Annotated in this window: 10 protein-coding genes and 4 tRNA genes; 1 reads left to right on the top strand and 13 read right to left on the bottom strand. The window is 43.0% G+C overall.

Going from position 1 to position 16,931, the window contains the following annotated elements; genetic code table 11:
• Nucleotides 1–2: 2 nt before the first annotated feature.
• The 7 genes from HRR27_RS04905 to HRR27_RS04875 all read right to left on the bottom strand — a co-directional run bounded on the left by HRR27_RS04905 (nucleotide 3) and on the right by HRR27_RS04875 (nucleotide 12,646).
• Nucleotides 3–2,054, bottom strand: a complete 2,052-nt coding sequence (locus HRR27_RS04905) for a TonB-dependent receptor plug domain-containing protein (RefSeq protein ID WP_173271448.1) — start codon at nucleotides 2,052–2,054, stop codon at nucleotides 3–5.
• A gap of 318 nt (nucleotides 2,055–2,372) precedes the next feature.
• Nucleotides 2,373–3,278, bottom strand: coding sequence for a DUF697 domain-containing protein (locus HRR27_RS04900; protein WP_173271446.1), 906 nt, complete (start codon nucleotides 3,276–3,278; stop codon nucleotides 2,373–2,375).
• A gap of 11 nt (nucleotides 3,279–3,289) precedes the next feature.
• The gene (locus tag HRR27_RS04895; protein WP_173271444.1) at nucleotides 3,290–4,663 is read right to left on the bottom strand and encodes a YcjX family protein; all 1,374 of its coding nucleotides are present in this window, start codon (nucleotides 4,661–4,663) and stop codon (nucleotides 3,290–3,292) included.
• A 33-nt stretch (nucleotides 4,664–4,696) separates the two neighbouring features.
• Nucleotides 4,697–5,938 carry a diguanylate cyclase gene (locus HRR27_RS04890; protein ID WP_173271442.1) on the bottom strand — a complete coding sequence of 414 codons (1,242 nt, stop codon included), beginning with the start codon at nucleotides 5,936–5,938 and terminating at the stop codon, nucleotides 4,697–4,699.
• Nucleotides 5,931–11,147: a PAS domain-containing protein gene (locus HRR27_RS04885; protein ID WP_173271440.1), complete on the bottom strand. Its 5,217-nt coding sequence runs from the start codon at nucleotides 11,145–11,147 to the stop codon at nucleotides 5,931–5,933. Before HRR27_RS04885 ends, HRR27_RS04890 begins: the two co-directional genes overlap by 8 nt.
• A gap of 192 nt (nucleotides 11,148–11,339) precedes the next feature.
• Nucleotides 11,340–11,642 (bottom strand): STAS domain-containing protein, encoded by a 303-nt coding sequence (locus HRR27_RS04880; protein ID WP_173271438.1) that lies wholly within the window; start codon nucleotides 11,640–11,642, stop codon nucleotides 11,340–11,342.
• Nucleotides 11,643–11,740: 98 nt separating this feature from the next.
• The gene (locus HRR27_RS04875) at nucleotides 11,741–12,646 is read right to left on the bottom strand and encodes a response regulator (protein ID WP_173271436.1); all 906 of its coding nucleotides are present in this window, start codon (nucleotides 12,644–12,646) and stop codon (nucleotides 11,741–11,743) included.
• Nucleotides 12,647–12,892: 246 nt separating this feature from the next.
• Here HRR27_RS04875 and HRR27_RS04870 point away from each other — a divergent pair, with 246 nt between their 5' ends.
• On the top strand, nucleotides 12,893–14,611 hold the full coding sequence (locus HRR27_RS04870) for a methyl-accepting chemotaxis protein (RefSeq protein WP_173271434.1): 1,719 nt from the start codon (nucleotides 12,893–12,895) through the stop codon (nucleotides 14,609–14,611).
• A gap of 78 nt (nucleotides 14,612–14,689) precedes the next feature.
• Here the strand turns inward: HRR27_RS04870 and HRR27_RS04865 are convergent, their stop codons facing one another.
• The 6 genes from HRR27_RS04865 to HRR27_RS04840 all read right to left on the bottom strand — a co-directional run bounded on the left by HRR27_RS04865 (nucleotide 14,690) and on the right by HRR27_RS04840 (nucleotide 16,871).
• The gene (locus HRR27_RS04865; RefSeq protein ID WP_173271432.1) at nucleotides 14,690–15,277 is read right to left on the bottom strand and encodes a SpoIIE family protein phosphatase; all 588 of its coding nucleotides are present in this window, start codon (nucleotides 15,275–15,277) and stop codon (nucleotides 14,690–14,692) included.
• Nucleotides 15,278–15,703: 426 nt separating this feature from the next.
• A tRNA-Pro gene (locus HRR27_RS04860) sits at nucleotides 15,704–15,780 on the bottom strand.
• Nucleotides 15,781–15,857: 77 nt separating this feature from the next.
• Nucleotides 15,858–15,933, bottom strand: a tRNA-His gene (locus HRR27_RS04855).
• Between the two features lie 30 nt (nucleotides 15,934–15,963).
• A tRNA-Arg gene (locus HRR27_RS04850) sits at nucleotides 15,964–16,040 on the bottom strand.
• A gap of 57 nt (nucleotides 16,041–16,097) precedes the next feature.
• A tRNA-Pro gene (locus HRR27_RS04845) sits at nucleotides 16,098–16,174 on the bottom strand.
• 205 nt (nucleotides 16,175–16,379) lie between these two features.
• Nucleotides 16,380–16,871 carry a hypothetical protein gene (locus tag HRR27_RS04840; RefSeq protein WP_173271430.1) on the bottom strand — a complete coding sequence of 164 codons (492 nt, stop codon included), beginning with the start codon at nucleotides 16,869–16,871 and terminating at the stop codon, nucleotides 16,380–16,382.
• Nucleotides 16,872–16,931 lie beyond the last annotated feature (60 nt).

Genomic DNA, 16,931 nt, shown 5'->3' with positions numbered 1-16,931 from the left:
TCCTAAAAACGATACTGAAGATTGGCGTAAAGCGTGCGCCCCGGCATCGGATCACCCTCGGCAATTTCATAGTTTTGATCAAACACATTTTTCAAGACAAGATTGCTTTTCCACGCCTTGTTTATTTGATAGTGTGCGCGCAGATTCCACAGGCTAAAACCATCGGTCGGACGCGTGCCGTCAAAACGCGTTTCGCTCTGCGACTGATAGTGTCCGTCCAGACCAAAATGCCATGTCGAATTGGGATACCAATTCAATTTCAAGTTGAGCGTATTTTTCGGTGAATAAGTCGCGACAATACTTGGATCGGCTAGGTCTCGAAGCAAATAGCTGTAGCTCAGTGACAAATCCAGTGAATCGGTCAGCGCCGTTCGCGTTTGCAATTCAAACCCTTTCGAGGTTGCCGAACCGACATTCTGATTCTGATCACAAGTCTCGCCGTCGCAAACGTCATTCGTGTCCGCGACCTCGACGGTCTCAATCGCATCGCGAATATCGGCGTAGAAAAGATTCGCTTGATAACGGGTATTAGCAATCGTCCCCGCCATTCCTACTTCATAATGCAGCGCCTGCTCGGCTTGCAAATCTAAGTTAGGAATCGCCTGCCCGAGACGATAAGACACCTGATCTTTCATCCCCGGAAAACGCGATTTCAAAGACAGACCGGCCAACAGTTCGTGCGCGCCGATTTGATGATGCAACTTGGCTTGCCAGTTATCTTTATGCTGCGCGCCTTTTGGATCGGTATCCGAATCGCCGTCATCGGTTTTGGTAAACTCATAGTGATCGTAGCGATAACCGAAGGTCAGTCGGCTCGTCTCACTGAGCTGAATCTGATCTTCCAGCGCCAAGGCATAGGTTTGCGCTTGGAATGTTTTCCAACGATTATCCAAATCGGCATTATCTTTATCATTGTCGCGCTCTTTATGCTCGTCCTGTTTACCAAACAGCGCCGCCTTCAACAGATGGTTGGCCAGTGGTAATCCGCCCTCTAAAGAACCGCCGATGCTCTGATCGTTATATTGCGAACGAAAAGCGTAACCCTTGGTTACCGTGGCATAAGTTTCATCGTCATAAGAGTTCAAAGCGTTATCAAACTGGTCGTAAAAAAGACGGGATTTCAGATAAGCGGCCTGCTCACCGGAACCGAATTGCGTGTAACCGACATAGTACAGACTCTGTTTATCCCACTGCGGCCAATCCCAATAGCGCACCATATCCGCCGTGCCGGCATAAGGGCTAGACTCTTTGGAGCCTTCGGTACGATAAAAACTTAACGAATATTCGTCTGTCGAATTTGGCGTATAGCCAAGTTTTAGATTGGCACTTAGGTTTTGCGAACCGGAACGCAAACGCTCGCCTTCCGGTTGATAGACCGTGCCATTATTTACCTGCGGTTGATAATCGCTGGACAGCGGAAAATTATCTGCATCAAAGGCGCTGATTCCGGCTTGCAGATAAAAATGTTGGTTAAGAATCGCCCCGACCTGTACGTTTTGCGAATGCTTAAACAGCCCCTTGTCACCGCCTTCGAGCGCAACATCCAAAGTGCCTTCCAAGGGCTTAGTCGGTTTACGGGTAACTAAGTTAATCGCGCCGCCTAAAGCATTCGGGCCTTCCAACAATGACCCCAAACCTTTGGTTACCTCAACCTGAGTTAAATCGGCCAATTGAAAACGACTTAAATCAATATTGCCGTCATAAGGGACATGAATCGGAATACCATCCAAAAAGAGCATCACTTGGCGCGAATCAAATCCACGGATATTCGCCCGCGTTTCGGCACGGCGTCCGCCGACCTGCACAATCACGCCGGGGACTTCTGCAATCACTTCACCGACATTCGATGCGCCCTGCTCGGCACTTTGCCCAACATCAATCGAGTCGGCGTCCAAAGTTTGCGCAACGGCTTGAACCTGAATTTTACCCAAGGTAAAGACTGGGGAATCCTCGGCTGCATGCGCATTCACTGCGGCGACGCAAAAGGCACTGAGCCAAATTAACTTGTGTAAATCAATCACAACCCGTTTTTTAGTAAATGGCGGAAGGAGCATAAAAAACCTCTTTAAATCACTACTCAATCAACATTATGTATTCAAGTAAATAACGATAAGTAAAAAATAACTCGCAAACGCGAGTGGCTATGTAACCTAAGACACAGAATAAATCCATTTAGGCTTGAGCAAGGAACGACTGCTGATAGCGACCAAAATCGAAATATCTTTTTATACATATCGATAATGAGCGCTAATTTAATGACTAAATGCAATATAAGTCAATCATTATTTACGAAAACACCTATCGGATTTTGACCAAGAGATAATGACTTGAATAAGGGTGTTACCAAAGACAGCAATTTAAAAATGAATTACTTAGGCGTGTGATTTGCTAAGTTCAGCGATTAAAGCTTTGCCTAGACGCTGATTTAGACTGGCAGCAGTAATCGCATCCACCGAATTAGCGAGCACCTTATCGGCAAGCGAGCCCCCCAATTGATTCGCAAATTCATCCGTGAGTAAATCCACTAACGAACTGGCTGCCAAGTTTTCCAAAGCGATGCGCAGCAATTTAAAATTACCCAGCAAACCGGGGCGGACACCATAAACTAATGCGATTTTACGCAGAGTTCTTAAACTAACCCATAATAATCCCAACGTTTGTAGCAACGAATTTGGACTCAATAAACTAATGCCTCCGGCAGTTATCGATTCACTTTTTAATGCAATTTTAGCCTGCTCTAGCATCCTTGCGGAAACCTGGTCATGATAAATTTTAAGCACCTCTTGATTGCTATGATGTGCGCGCAAGCTTTGCTCAAATGCGTGATAACAAGTGCGCGCAAAAGCGCTCGCAGATTGCTGACGCTTACGCTGCTGCAATACGTTTAAGGTACTTTGTTTATCGCCTTTAGTGCTCAATGCTTCAACCGATAAACGCGTGGCCGTCAGAGAATCAATAGAACGTAACCCTCGCCATTCACGCGAAATTAAACCCACAAGCGCCACGACCAATAGCAGCAACAAAATCGCTAAAAATCCAGCAAAAAAAGGATGCTCTAGCCATAAAGACAGGATATAGAGATAACTCTGCACCAAAGAAAAACTGATAAAGGTCAGCAGCGCCATCATCAATGTTAACAATAACCAACCGCTCGCAGCGCGCTCTTCGACTAAGGGGGCATTAACTTCCGTAAACGCCTCGCTCGGCACCGCAATTTGCGGTTGCGACTGCTGCAGTTTACGTTTCTTAACTCGCTCTTGATAATTTGGTTGCTGCATTGAATCCTGCCTTAATGAATCAAATAATCGATAAGACGATCAATCCCTTGGGCGTGATTAATCCGCGCTAAGACATCACTGGGCACTTTTGTTTCCATACGCGGATAAGTCTGATTCGCCTCAAAAGCCTTAAGACTGCTTGGCAAAGGGGCGAACTCCCATTCCTCATAATCACCGTCCAGGTTGGTAAAGCGTAAACAATCTGCACAGGAACCGGAATCGGTGCTCTGAATCGCTGAAATAAGAAAATGCTGGAACTCCACTTGCTGCTCGGCTAAATGACCACGCACACCGGCAGTAATATCTTGGAGTAATTGCATAAAATTGGCATGCTGTGACAGCGGCAATAAATCGGCTTTGGTGGCGACAAACGCGACTTTGCTAATTTCTTCACGAAATAACACCTTAGGTTTGTACCATTTGCTGGCGCCATAAGCAAAGCTATTCGATAAATTGCTCAAGGTCTCTTTAAGTTGCTTAAGATGGTCACGGCTATGGCTCAATCCTTCATGTAAATCCAACATGACAATCTGCTTATCCGCCTTGCAAAAATACGCCTCTTGTAACGGCTTTAACCAATGCTGCTGGAACTGGTTAAAATGCACTTTGAACAGGCGACTCCATGGATGATGCGGGTCCGAAGCGATACGACTCGGCAAGGGAGCAAAACCCGATTTTTGCCAATCAAAGCCGCTGGGAATCAACATACTTCCTGGCTGCAATAAAGTAATTCCTTGCGCTTTGGCATCGGTTAAAAATTCGCGGTATTGCTGTAAGTAAACCTGTCGATTCATCTCATTCGGCGGCTGCTCAAAGTCAAATGCGGCGACAAAATCATGCCACGAAGTTGCAAAATATTTCTGCGGTGGATTTAACTGTTGCGCCCACGCCGAATCCGACCAGCTGACAAAATCTTTGTGCAACATCGGCAAATCGGTCAACCACTCCCCTGGATAATCATAAAAACGCAACACCACTTCTGTATGCCGATTAAACAACTTATCCAAAATAGAGTCTGGTTTGCGAGTAATGACCAATTCGAAACCATAGATTTTTTCGGTGGAATCCGGCCATTTACGCTGCTGTAACTGAGCGAGATTGCGCTCTAACGGAAACAGCTCCTCGCCGGCAATCGGCCGCAACGCCACCGAGTCAAACAAGCTTTTAGGCAACGTATCCAACAATGGTAAATTATCAAAATCGGACTGCGCACGCTGACTTAAAAGCGTCATCAGACTGGTAAAAAACATGGATTTACCGCTGCGACTTAAACCAGTAATAATCACATGATGAACATCTCGGGAAAAAACCGAGTTCAATGCCTCAACACCGGCATTCAGGGTTTGTTCAAATGTGTGCTCAATACGTTTAAAAAGGCGTTTCATAGACCATTCATTTACTGCGCTACTCGGGTGTCATTAGACGATCGTAACGCAATTTCTGCCACGGTGTTTGGATTGATATAACGCTTGGTCACTGCGTTTAATGGTGTCATGAATCGATTCATTGGGACAATGGATAGAGGCGCCAAAACTGCAGGTAACATGTCCCACATCCGCAAAAATTTGTAGATCAATTAAGCTTCTAAACTTTTCTAAAATCCGAGCTAAATCGGCCTCGGAGGCCAAAGAGATGATCAATAAAAACTCCTCTCCCCCCCAACGCAACAGAACATCCGAATTACGCATCTCTTTTTTAATCGTCATCACAATCTTTTTCAATGTGGCATCACCGACATCGTGACCATACTTATCGTTGACGTTTTTAAACAAATCAATGTCCATAAAACCCACTGCGCTTTGCAACTTATTCGTCTGATTATGCGCCAAAATTGAATCGATGTTTTTATCAAAAAACTCGCGATTAAAAGCCCCTGTTAAAGGGTCGTGCAAAGTTTTATCGAGCAAAATTCTCTGCGCATGAAAGTCATGACTAATGTCAATAAACTCAGCAAGATACAGGTGGCTGAGCGGCATCTGCTTTAAATTTACTCGAAAAATGTGTTTGGCTTGATTGTGCTTAGAACTCATCGCGACAGTACGTTGATGACTTTCTAAGCGTAATAATTGCGCAATCCAAGATTCGGGGTTATTAGGGTCACAAAAAAACTGGTTTTCGTCTTTGAGAAACAACTTATCCAAGCGGCTGTATTTGCTTTTAAACTCGGCGAGAGAATCAAATTGGAAAAAATTCAATAAAGACTGATTGCCATAAAAAACATCTTGACCATTAGTTAAGACGACAATCGACGAGAGCGAATCGAGTAAGGATTGAAAAAACAGCTTTAATTCACTTAACTGCAGGTGATTTTCGACCCGAACGCGCAGCTCTTCTCGGTTAAACGGTTTGGTGATGTAATCCACCGCCCCCATTTTAAAACCGCGCACAATCGAACCTTCATCGCGTGAAGAGGTCAAGAAAATAATCGGGATATCTTTATAAAGCGGGTCTTGCAAAATAATTTCCGCGACTTCAAAACCATCCATCCCAGGCATTTGAATATCCAATAAAATCAAATCTACTTGGAATTTCTTAATGCTTTCTAAGGCCTTATCACCACGGCTGGCAACGCGTAAATCGTAAGTATCACCCAAAATATTGGCTAATACTTCGATATTACTGCGCTCATCATCAACCGCTAAAATAACTTTATTATTCACCTGCAACCTCTACCAGTAAACGCTTGAGTCCCTCAAGCAAGGCGTCATCATCTTGTTGCTCATAAAATTCAAACAGTGCTTGGATATGCGCTTCAGTTGTCCGTTCTAAAACCTCATCCAACACTTCTTGCAAACGATCATAAGTAATAAAACGTTGCATTTCCAAATCATCAATTAAAGCGAGCAATAGCGCCTCAAGTTGCGCTGGCGTTTTATCGCCTTGGCGCTTCTGTCCAGACACTAAGGGAACCACAAAACGTTTAATATCATTCAAAATGACCGATAACGCCTCTTTTAATAAAGCGAGTCTTTCTACCGTAACCCCTTGTTGTTCAATCGCAGTACATAGTTCGGTGACCGCCTCAAATAACATATTAGCGCTCGCGCCTTTGATTTTGTGAATCAAACTCAAAAGCTGCGCTTTATCATTCGAGAAGGCATCTAACTCGTTCAAGACATCAGAAAAACTATTGAGATAAGTCACATACAGCGAATAGAGCTTGTCAAAATCGTTAAACTGCCACTTATCATACAGCGCCTGCATATCAAAACTGCAAATCTGTTCAGGAATCCCCTCATCCGCCTTCACTACCGACTCACTTTGGGTTGCCCCTTCTGTGCTATCGGCCTGCTGAAAATAAGTATCTAACAACTGCGTCAACTCAGACTCATCAATCGGTTTTGCTAAATGCGCATTCATTCCAGACTGATATGCTAAGGTTTTATCTTCTTGCATTACCGCCGCGCTCAACGCAAAAATCGGGATGTCGGCGTTAAACAAACGAATTTGGCGTGCTGCTTCGTAACCATCCATTTTAGGCATATGCAAATCCATAAAGATAACATCATAATCACCCGTTTTGGCCATCTGTACCGCTTCCAAACCATCATTAGCCAACGCGACTTGACACCCTAATTTATTTAATAAATTCTCACTAACAATTTGATTTACTTCATTATCTTCTGCAACCAATGCAGAAATTGAATGATTCAATTGAAACTTCTGTGGAGCGGTAAAACGCGATTGATCACTGCTGGAATCCAAATCAAATAAAACGTTAAACAGACTAGAAGGCGTAAATGGCTTACTCAATACGGACTGCAACTGCACATTCTTTTTCTTAGCTGCTTGCATTAAATGTTCGCGGTCAAAGGCGGTCACCATAATCACTTTGTCAACCTTTTGGCTACCATGAACAATCCGCGACACCAACTCCAAGCCGTCCATATCCGGCATTTTCCAGTCGGTCAAGACACAATCAAAATGATCTTTTTGCATTATTGCAAGCGCTTCTTTCGCACTTGCTGCCGTACTCACTTTAACGTGTGCGGCATCCAGCGTACGGCTGATAAACTCACGATCAATCTCATTATCATCAACCACGAGAACAGAGCGCCCTTGAATACGACTTAAATCGATTGGTCGCGCACTCTGATCAACCTTCAATTGGGTGATAAAGCTGAAGGTGGAGCCTTTGTTCTCTTGAGAGTTCACGCTGATATCGCCGCCCATCATCTGCACTAGTTTCTTAGAAATCATTAACCCCAACCCCGTACCACCATACTCTTTGGTGGTCGTTGAATCGCCTTGTTCAAAAGCCTGAAACAGTTTTTGTTGTTTAGCTTGATTCATCCCAATTCCGGTGTCTTCAACGTCAAACTTAAGGGTAATATCAAGTGCTTGTTGCTTGACCACCTCAGCGTTAATGCGAATATGCCCCTGTTTGGTAAATTTGACGGCGTTGCCAACTAAGTTGTTCAGCACTTGCGTTAAGCGCATCACGTCACCAACCAAAATTTGTGGCATATTCGGTGCAATAGTGAAAATTAAAGAAACCCCTTTTTGATGCACAGGATAGGCAAACAGGTCAGAGACTTTTGACAACAAATCGTCTAAATGGAAAGCCGTCGGCACTATGTCCAACTTACCGGCTTCAATTTTTGAATAATCCAATATATCGTTAATAATATGGGTTAAAGCGTTGGAGGTTTTTTGTACTTTGGTTAAATAATCACGCTGAACCGGTTCGAGTTCGCTCTCCAACACCAAATTGGTCAACCCAATAATACCGTTTAAAGGGGTACGAATTTCATGGCTCATGTTGGCTAAAAACGCCGACTTAGACTGGTTGGCCTTTTGCGCGGACTCAATCGCCAATTGCAGCGGCGTAATATCAAGATTGGTACCGACCATAGCAATTTTATTGCCCTGTTCATCGAACTGTAAGGCGGCTGAAGCTTTTACGTGTCTGATTTCGCCATCTGGTCGACGAATCCGGAAAATGGCATCAAAATTCCTATTATTATTTAAGGCCGCCTGCAACGAGCTTTCAGCCTGCTCCGCATCTTCCTCTAACAAGGCATCTTTCCAAAGCGAATAATACTCAACTTTATCAGATGACTTAATGCCATATAAACGATGCATATTTTCATCCCAATGCAACTCATTAGAGCGCAAATCCCAAACCCAGATACCCTGATTGGATGATTTAGTCGCAATGTCTAACTGCAACGCAAACTGCTCTCGTGCCTGCTCAGCCAATTTTTCATTCGTCGTTTCATACAGATAGCCGTACCAAATGGTACTGCCATCAGGTTGTCTTTCCGGCTTAGCAAAACCTTTAACCCAAATCGTGCCTTTGGTGGGATGATTCACTCGATACTCATCTACCCAGTTAGATAAATTGGTTTCAGATTCGGTTATTTTTGCGCTGACCCGATTAATGTCATACTTGTGAATTCTTTCGAAAATAAGCGATGCATCATTAACAACTTCTTCTGGATGCACGCCATAAATCTGATAAATGGCTTCCGACGCATAGGGTAAAAAGCTACGACCATCTGGGAGCAAGTGGAAGCTGTACACCATTCCAGGAACGTTTTGGGCAAGCGACGACAAGTTTTTATTGGCCTCAATTAACGACATTTCCGTATTTTTTTGATCGGTAATGTCCTGAATCGAACCGTTGGTCAGCAATAGATTACCGTCTGAATCGTAAGTGTGCACAGCACGTTCAACCACATACTTGATGGCTTTATTGTCGATTAACAAGCGATGCTCAATAAAAAGTTCTTTTTGCTGCTGAATCGAACGCGAAAATGCTTCTTGCACCTTAGTGCGATCCATTGGGTGAATCATTTGCAAAAAGTTCTCAAAAGAAGCGCCCAGCTTTGAAGATTCGGTTCCAAGTAACGGATAAATCTCATCTGCCCAAATAAATTGACCCGACTCGTGGTTCAGCGTCCAACTGGCTAAATGCGAAATTTTATGGGCCTGTTTTAACTGTTTCTCACTGTTTAATAATGCATTTTTCGATGCAATTTCTTCAGTTACGTCAGCAAAAATGCCAACCACTAATTGCGGTTCATTGGAGATTGGATCGCGTTTGGGGACAGTGGCAAAGACTCGGTTCCAGATATAGCGCTTCTCGGCATTGAGGATTCGATAGGTATTTTCATAACTATCCACTTCTGCGTTCAGTAATTTAGAAAACGCAACCATGACAGCCGCTCTGTCATCTGGATGAATCATCATCTCCCAGCCGTTTAACGGAACTTCCTTGGATGAGTCATAACCGAGGATTTGATATCCCAAAGAAGAAAAGTGTCGTTTATTATGAATCAGATCAAAATCCCAATACGCCCAACCGTTTTTGTCTAAAGCGATTTGCAATAAACCTTCTTGTTCCATTAGCTGTTGATTGAGTTCATCAAGGCGAGTTTTTTCACTTGAAAGCCTTGCCGCAAGGTTTCTCGCGCCGCGCAATGACGGAACATACACAAAAAAGAACTCAATCAAAATCGTAAAAATCAACAGCCCTAAAACAAGCCAGGCGTAATACAGTTGTTTATCTACTTCGGAATTAACAAACTTTTCGTGGTAATTGACAACCCCATCAAGCGTCACCAGCAATGTTTGGCTAGTAACAAAAAGTTCATTCAAATAATCAGGGTTGTTCGTTTGAATAAACGCTTTATGCAGATCAAGAAAATCTTCGACTTGGTTGCCAATTTGCAAATTATTGAAATAGATTTTCTGGCTATCGTAAGTATTCTGCAGATTGGTTAATTTTTGGAATCCTGACGACATCTCGCCCACCGCAGACTTGTATCTCACTAAATCAGCCACCTTGAGGGTTTTAAAATACTCTTTGGCCAATAGCACCGTATTTTGCGACCACATCCGCTGCTTACCGCTGATGTTGATAATTTCTGCATACACCTTTTTCTCTTTAATCGCCATATTCAAGGTATAAATCAACACCGTGAACAAAGAGACGGTAATCAAGGCGATAAAATATTCGGGCTTTAAACTAACGGACGACACCGGGCTATCTTGCATAAAAGCCAGGCGCTGTTTTTTAATCAGGATATACAGAGCGAGTAACAACAATAACGTAGCTGTACCCACAAAAATCCAAACATAAGTGCTGACAATGGGGATTTGCTGAATTGATTTGGAAGCAATATCTGGTGTACTGATGTAAGACCAGTGTTCGATAACATCTAAAAGCTGATAACGACTTAAATGATTAACCGCTTTTTGCAAAATACTTTGTAACAGCGGATTATCTGGGTCAACACCGATGACGTTAACGTTGATAACATCACTCAAAATAGCAATGGGTTCGATTTGAGTATTGTTGGTTTTTTTTAGTAAATAAGTATCGTAGCTGTGCAAGATAGCCACATCGGCAGACTGATCCATCACTTTATCAATCGCGTCGCGCGAATTGGCCACCGGAATTAACTGACTACCGATAAACTGCTTTTCTAAGTAATCCGCAAGATAGAGAATATTCGCGGCATAACTGATTTTCAAAACTTTAAGATCGCCCGAATTTTGTACCTGAAAATTACGATTCTTAAGCGCAAAAACCGTCGGCGGGAACTCAAATGGCAATTCAACGGTTAGCAAGCCGCGTTGTTGCGCAGTTTTTTGATTCATGACCGCTATCGCATCAAGTTGTGAATTTTGAACATCAGCCAGCAATTCAAGCCAGTCACCATCCTGAAAAACAAACTCAACCGGCATAATTTCTGCGATGAGGTTGTAGATTTCAGGTAAAGCGCCATCTAAACTGCCATTCTTTTGACGGATCAGCAAAGGCTCGAAAACCGATGTAAAACCGACATTAATCTGCGGCGTGTTAGCTAAATAAGCTTGCTCTTCTGGCGTAAATTGCAGTTCATTTTCAGCAGAACTCACAGGGAGATACAATGCGTTGATAATAAAAAAAATGAAGAGGAAAAACTTATTCAAAATAACGCCTTTGCACGATTAGCGAAAATAAAAGATACGCATAGAAAAGTACAGACTCTGCCGTTACATGATACTTTTCTCACTTATTACTGATAAAATCTGATTATCTTAAAAGTTATACGTATCTTCTACGGTTTACTATTTTATGTCAATGTATTGCGTTACTAGGCCAATCTGCAACAATTCTTTAACCGAGGCATTCGCATTAATAATTATTACCTTTCCTTTTTCTTGACCGGCGACTTTCCATAAAGACAACAACATCCCAATGGCACTACTATCAACCTCAACCACACGTGCTAAATCGACCGTGATGGTCGATATGTTTGACATGTCACTAGGGTAAGCCTGATGAAAATTATCAAATGCGCTCAGGTCAAAGGTTCCTGTGATTTGAATCATTAAATTTTTCCCATCCTGATGACTGGTAATCGTATTCATATTCTGCTCCAAATATCCAAATAATCTATAAAAAATAAGGGGTTAATAAATCCTAAGAAACGTAAGGTAAACCAAAATGGAAATTATTCTGACTCATTCTAATAGAGCAAACAGCGCACTGTACGCCCTTGATTTGAATATTCAATACTTTGAAAACCATTCACTCGAGCCATCATAATGCCGCGACCATGTTCATCAAGCAGTCGCTCAGGAATAAACTCTAGGTATTGCTCAAAGTCAAACCCTGCTCCCATATCACTAATGGTTAACCATTTTTGCGTTTCATCAATCTGATAATCAATAGTTACATACCGATTCTGGTAATCCTCATGCTCTAAGCGGCGATGGATTTCTGCTAGAAAAGTACGCTCTTTAATTAATTCACCCTTCTCTTGGTAGCTAATTCCAAGATTGCCGTGTTCGATGGCGTTTTGCACTAACTCATAAACCCCCATAGAAGTTTTTACCGGCTGCGCAGACAGGTGACATAAGCTCACAGCCAAGTGTTTTGCCTGCTCAGGCGTTTTAAGTGTAAAACGAGCGCTCTGTAACAAATCGAGACCACTCTTATAATTTTCAATTTTTGAGACCAAAGCCTGATGCTTGCCAAAATCCAATATCGCTGCATTAATGATCTGACAAACCACTTTGGGCTGCAGTGGTTTAGTTAGGTAATAATAAGCGCCGCCTTCAATACCACGTCTAATCATGTCAGAATCGGTATGCGATGTCTGTAAAACAAAAGGAATATGCGCAAAACTGGCTAAGGATTTAACCTCTTTGAGCAGCTCTAAACCTGACATCGTCGGCATTTCAATATCGGAAAGAATCGCACTATAGGTCTCAACCGGTTGCGCTAAAAGCATCTCTAATGCTTGTTTACCGTTAGCCGCGGTGTCAAAATCATAACCACAAGAACCAATAAATTCGCTGATGATATTCACGAAAATCGGTTCATCTTCAACAATTAAAATTTTATGTTGATGTTTTTTTACAGCTTGCATATGAGTCAATTTACTTATGTCAGTTGAGCATGAATAGCGGGGCATATACTTAAGTACTTTTACGCAACACTAAAGAATTTCGGCTCGTTGAATGTGCAGCAAATCCTAATCAAGTAATTACCTTTTTCTTGACATACTTTACCTGTTTTTCTAAAAAGCAATAGCAAAATTCAGGTAATATCATTCCAAGTCAAGAATTTTGACTGCCACACTTCCAACCGATCAATTACCGTTAAGGATGTTGCCATGTTTAACTCGCACCTAAAGAGCGAACTGAATTCGCTACAGCAAGAAAAAGTGATCTTAGAGCGTACCGTTGACGCTTTGAACAAAGTCATGGGGGTAATCGAGTTTGACACTGACGGCCATATTCTTACTGCAAATGAAAATTTTTTGAACGTCGTTGGTTACGGTTTGAATGAAATTGTTGGCAAGCACCATCGGATGTTTTTACATGAAATTGATGCGGCCAGCGCAAACTACCAAAATTTTTGGCGGATGTTGAAAGCAGGGAATAACAACTCCGATCGCTTCAAACGAAAATCTAAATCAGGAAAAACCATTTGGCTGGAAGCCAGTTACAATCCGATTTTTAATGCCGAAGGCAAAGTTGAAAAAATCGTCAAGTTTGCTACCGACATTACGGAGAAAGTACAGGGCGAATTAGATGTCCGCGCGCAGTTAACGGCTATCAATAAAGTTATGGCGGTGATTGAGTTTGATGTGACCGGCAAAATTCTCAACGCCAACCAAAACTTTTTAAAAACCATGCACTATACGCTTGACGAAATTGTCGGCGCGCACCACAAAAAATTTGTTCGTGCAGATTATGTGCAATCTTCAGAATACCGCGTCTTTTGGGAAAAATTAGGCAAAGGAACCCCCGTGGCAGGAACCTTCCGTAGAATCGACAAACAAGGCAATGAAGTTTGGCTTGAGGCAAGCTACAACCCAATTTTTGACATCGACGGTAATGTCGTGCGCATCATCAAGTACGCCTCAGACATCGGTAATAATCCAAATACAAAAATGCTCGACCAAGTTATTCACGATGCCACCGAAGTCATTGACCGCATGGCCTCCGGCGATCTGTCCGCGCAAATGCGCTCGCATAAATCCGACACACCGTCGCTTTATGACAATAATATCGAAATGCTCAGCAAAAGCTTGCAAAGCATGGGACAAAAATTGAGCCATGTTATTTCGAAAGTGAGCACCAGTGCACAAAACTTTTTACAACAATCCAACATTATTGCGAGTGGCTCTGAAAGCCTTGATCAACAAGTTCAATTCAGCTCAAGTCAATTAGAAAATGCCTTTTCAACCCTCAAGACAGCGACAACCATGATCCGTTCAGGCTCTCATGAAGCCAGAAACACCGCCACCACGACTAAAGAAGTGCAATCGCGCACCAGTCAAGGGGTGCAAGTAATGAGCGAAACGGTTGCCGCCATGGCCAGCATCCAAGAATCCAGTAATAAAATCACCGAGATTGTCACCTTGATAGACAGCATCGCTTTCCAAACCAACCTTTTGGCGTTAAACGCCGCGGTTGAAGCAGCACGTGCTGGAGAACATGGTCGCGGTTTTGCTGTCGTTGCCGGCGAAGTGCGCGCCCTAGCGCAAAAATCTGCGGATGCAGCCAAAGAGATTCGCACGCTCATTGATGAAACTACGCAGCGTGTTGACCAAGGCAGTAAATTAGCCCATGCGTCTGGTGAGATGCTCAACGAAATCAGTAAACTGATTGACTCGGTCGGCGAAAAAATCGAAAGCATCTCTGAATCCGCCAACTCGCAAGCGATTGAAACCGAAAAAGCCTACCAAGGGGTCAGTGATGTTCAGAACGTCATGCAACAAAACCTTAGTTTAGTTGCAGAAAACACCCAATCGGCGAACGAGATTTCCTATCAAGCGCGAGATTTAGCTGAAGACGTAAACTACTTTACCTTTTCAAAAAATTAATTTCGACTAACGCTTTACTATTCGAAACAGATGTAAAAATCCGCGCTCTATGCGGATTTTTATGATTGGTTTACAACCTTACTCAAAAACAATATCAAAACAGACGCAAATCGCGTCATCCTGTTTAGTGATTGAATCGTCTAAAAATTGTGTTTTCAATGTTTCGACAGACTGCTCTGCCGTGAACAGCGACAACGCCTGTTGCGATACACCATCGGAAGTCACCAAAACTCGATCCCCCGCTTGCAAAGGCAAAATCTGCTCTTGGATCTCACTCGGTACAAAAATACCAACCACCCCTTCTGTAACAGGTAAATCTATTTTTTGCTGCTCGTTTAATCGACATAACCTCAAATTACCGACCGCCAGATAAAATAGCGCTTGGCGCTCAAGATCGAAAAAACCCAAACACAACGTCATCCCATACTTAGCCACTGAACCCAATTCCGCAATCTGCGCGTATTGTTGCGCTAACGGCTGCCGATAACACTGCTCAAAACACTGTTCAACTTCACGCGCAATCGCATAGACAAGCGGTGAGCCATGCCCTGAAACATCACCCACAATAAAATGAATACGCCGCTTACCGGGCAACATTTTCATAAAATCACCACAGGTCTCTTGCGAAACTAAAGGCCGGATAAAACAATTCGTTACGATATTCATTTATTCATTAACCCTTAAAACGCAAGCTAAGAAATCACCAGATAAGCCCTCACGAGTTATTGCGAAGAAGTGAAAATAAGAAATTCTAGGCCGCGATTGCAACACATGGCCAAGACAATCTTTGCAAATCTCGCCCACTAGGAGTTGTTCGGTGCACTCCTAACATCAAGCTCATATCCAGCATCAATCCTTACACAAAACCTCGATTTAATCTAATCGAATGTATTCGGTAAAATCGCCATTGCAATACCAAAAGCACAATCAAGCGAAAGCCTGATGGACAAGAAGCGCATATTTAAGAAAACAAGGAACCCATAGCGCAAAATAGCCAGCAATTAAGGGATATTTTTATACTAAAAGAATTTTTTCCGGAAAAACTAACTGAGAACAAGAAATAAGAGAATTAACACGAGGGAAGAAAATAAATGGTCGGAGTAGAGGGATTTGAACCCCCGACCACCTGTACCCAAAACAGGTGCGCTACCAGGCTGCGCTATACTCCGAAATAGAAAAGTTAAGTGTATTCTGATGATTTTACTTAACTTTCAAAGATGCCCGAAAGACTCAAGCATGAAGAATTTGGGGCGAATGACGGGGATCGAACCCGCGACAACAGGAATCACAATCCTGGGCTCTACCAACTGAGCTACATCCGCCATAATAAATTTTACGTGACACACCGAAAATGGCGCGCCCAGTAGGATTCGAACCCACAACCCTCGCCTTAGAAGGGCGATGCACTATCCAGTTGTGCTATGGGCGCATAGTGAACCACATACTTATCTTGCCTTTATTTAAGTCTCAATAATTAAGACTTAAATGGTCGGAGTAGAGGGATTTGAACCCCCGACCACCTGTACCCAAAACAGGTGCGCTACCAGGCTGCGCTATACTCCGTCATCAAGATGGGGCGTATTCTATAGCTGAGCCTGCAAGCTGTCAACACAGAATTTAGAAAATAATCTTTTTTTTCCTTAGCAATCTAAAGCGCCTGCAATCTGGCTTTTTAAGGCGCACATCGGTTTCTCAAAATCGTAAAAGTGAGCGATGCATTTGGATCAATTATCAACACATCAAAACCCCCAAAGACGTTGGCAGGTACTTAATGACCAACCGCGTATCTCGCTTGTTTGAAATGCGCTTTTTTAGCGCGCTGTTCGTCAGTCAAAATTTGATTAATAGCATCGCGCTTTTGTTGACGTAATTGGCGCATCTGTTGCTGATTTCTCTGCAAAACCTCACGCACTTGCTGTTGCTGCTCAGCGCTCAAACCGAATTTTTGATTCATGTATTCAATACGATTTTCAATTTTTAATTGGATTAATGCTTGGCGTTTTTCTGGGCTCATTCCTTTGCCAATAGCGGCATATTTCGCTTGCTGCGCTTGGCATTCATGCTTCTGGTGAAAATGGTGAGAACGCTCGCCACTAACCCCTTTATGCACACAATTCGGCGCTAGATACGACACGGGGGAATGAAAGGATTGTGAACTTTGGTTAACCTGAGTTTTATGACAAAACTCGCCATTCGCGATGGCCATAGAGGTAATGGATGCTAAAACGGCAATACCGATGAAACTGGCTACTTTTTTCATTTTTTCTCTCCAAATAAGATAATGAGTTCGCAACACTTGGGAGACACAGAATAAGCAAGT

The organism is Thiosulfatimonas sediminis (genome assembly GCF_011398355.1).
GTDB classification, from domain to species: domain Bacteria; phylum Pseudomonadota; class Gammaproteobacteria; order Thiomicrospirales; family Thiomicrospiraceae; genus Thiomicrorhabdus; species Thiomicrorhabdus sediminis_A.
The sequence above is the reverse complement of the archived record's forward strand: the minus strand, read 5'-3'. Positions and strand labels throughout refer to the sequence as shown.

What these genes read in the sequence shown, in the direction of transcription:
- HRR27_RS04900 (WP_173271446.1), bottom strand. Translation starts at nt 3,278, where the DNA reads ATGCAGCAACCAAATTATCAAGAGCGAGTTAAGAAACGTAAACTGCAG.
- HRR27_RS04905 (WP_173271448.1), bottom strand. Translation starts at nt 2,054, where the DNA reads ATGCTCCTTCCGCCATTTACTAAAAAACGGGTTGTGATTGATTTACAC.
- HRR27_RS04870 (WP_173271434.1), top strand. Translation starts at nt 12,893, where the DNA reads ATGTTTAACTCGCACCTAAAGAGCGAACTGAATTCGCTACAGCAAGAA.
- HRR27_RS04895 (WP_173271444.1), bottom strand. Translation starts at nt 4,663, where the DNA reads ATGAAACGCCTTTTTAAACGTATTGAGCACACATTTGAACAAACCCTG.
- HRR27_RS04865 (WP_173271432.1), bottom strand. Translation starts at nt 15,277, where the DNA reads ATGAATATCGTAACGAATTGTTTTATCCGGCCTTTAGTTTCGCAAGAG.
- HRR27_RS04880 (WP_173271438.1), bottom strand. Translation starts at nt 11,642, where the DNA reads ATGAATACGATTACCAGTCATCAGGATGGGAAAAATTTAATGATTCAA.
- HRR27_RS04875 (WP_173271436.1), bottom strand. Translation starts at nt 12,646, where the DNA reads ATGCAAGCTGTAAAAAAACATCAACATAAAATTTTAATTGTTGAAGAT.
- HRR27_RS04840 (WP_173271430.1), bottom strand. Translation starts at nt 16,871, where the DNA reads ATGAAAAAAGTAGCCAGTTTCATCGGTATTGCCGTTTTAGCATCCATT.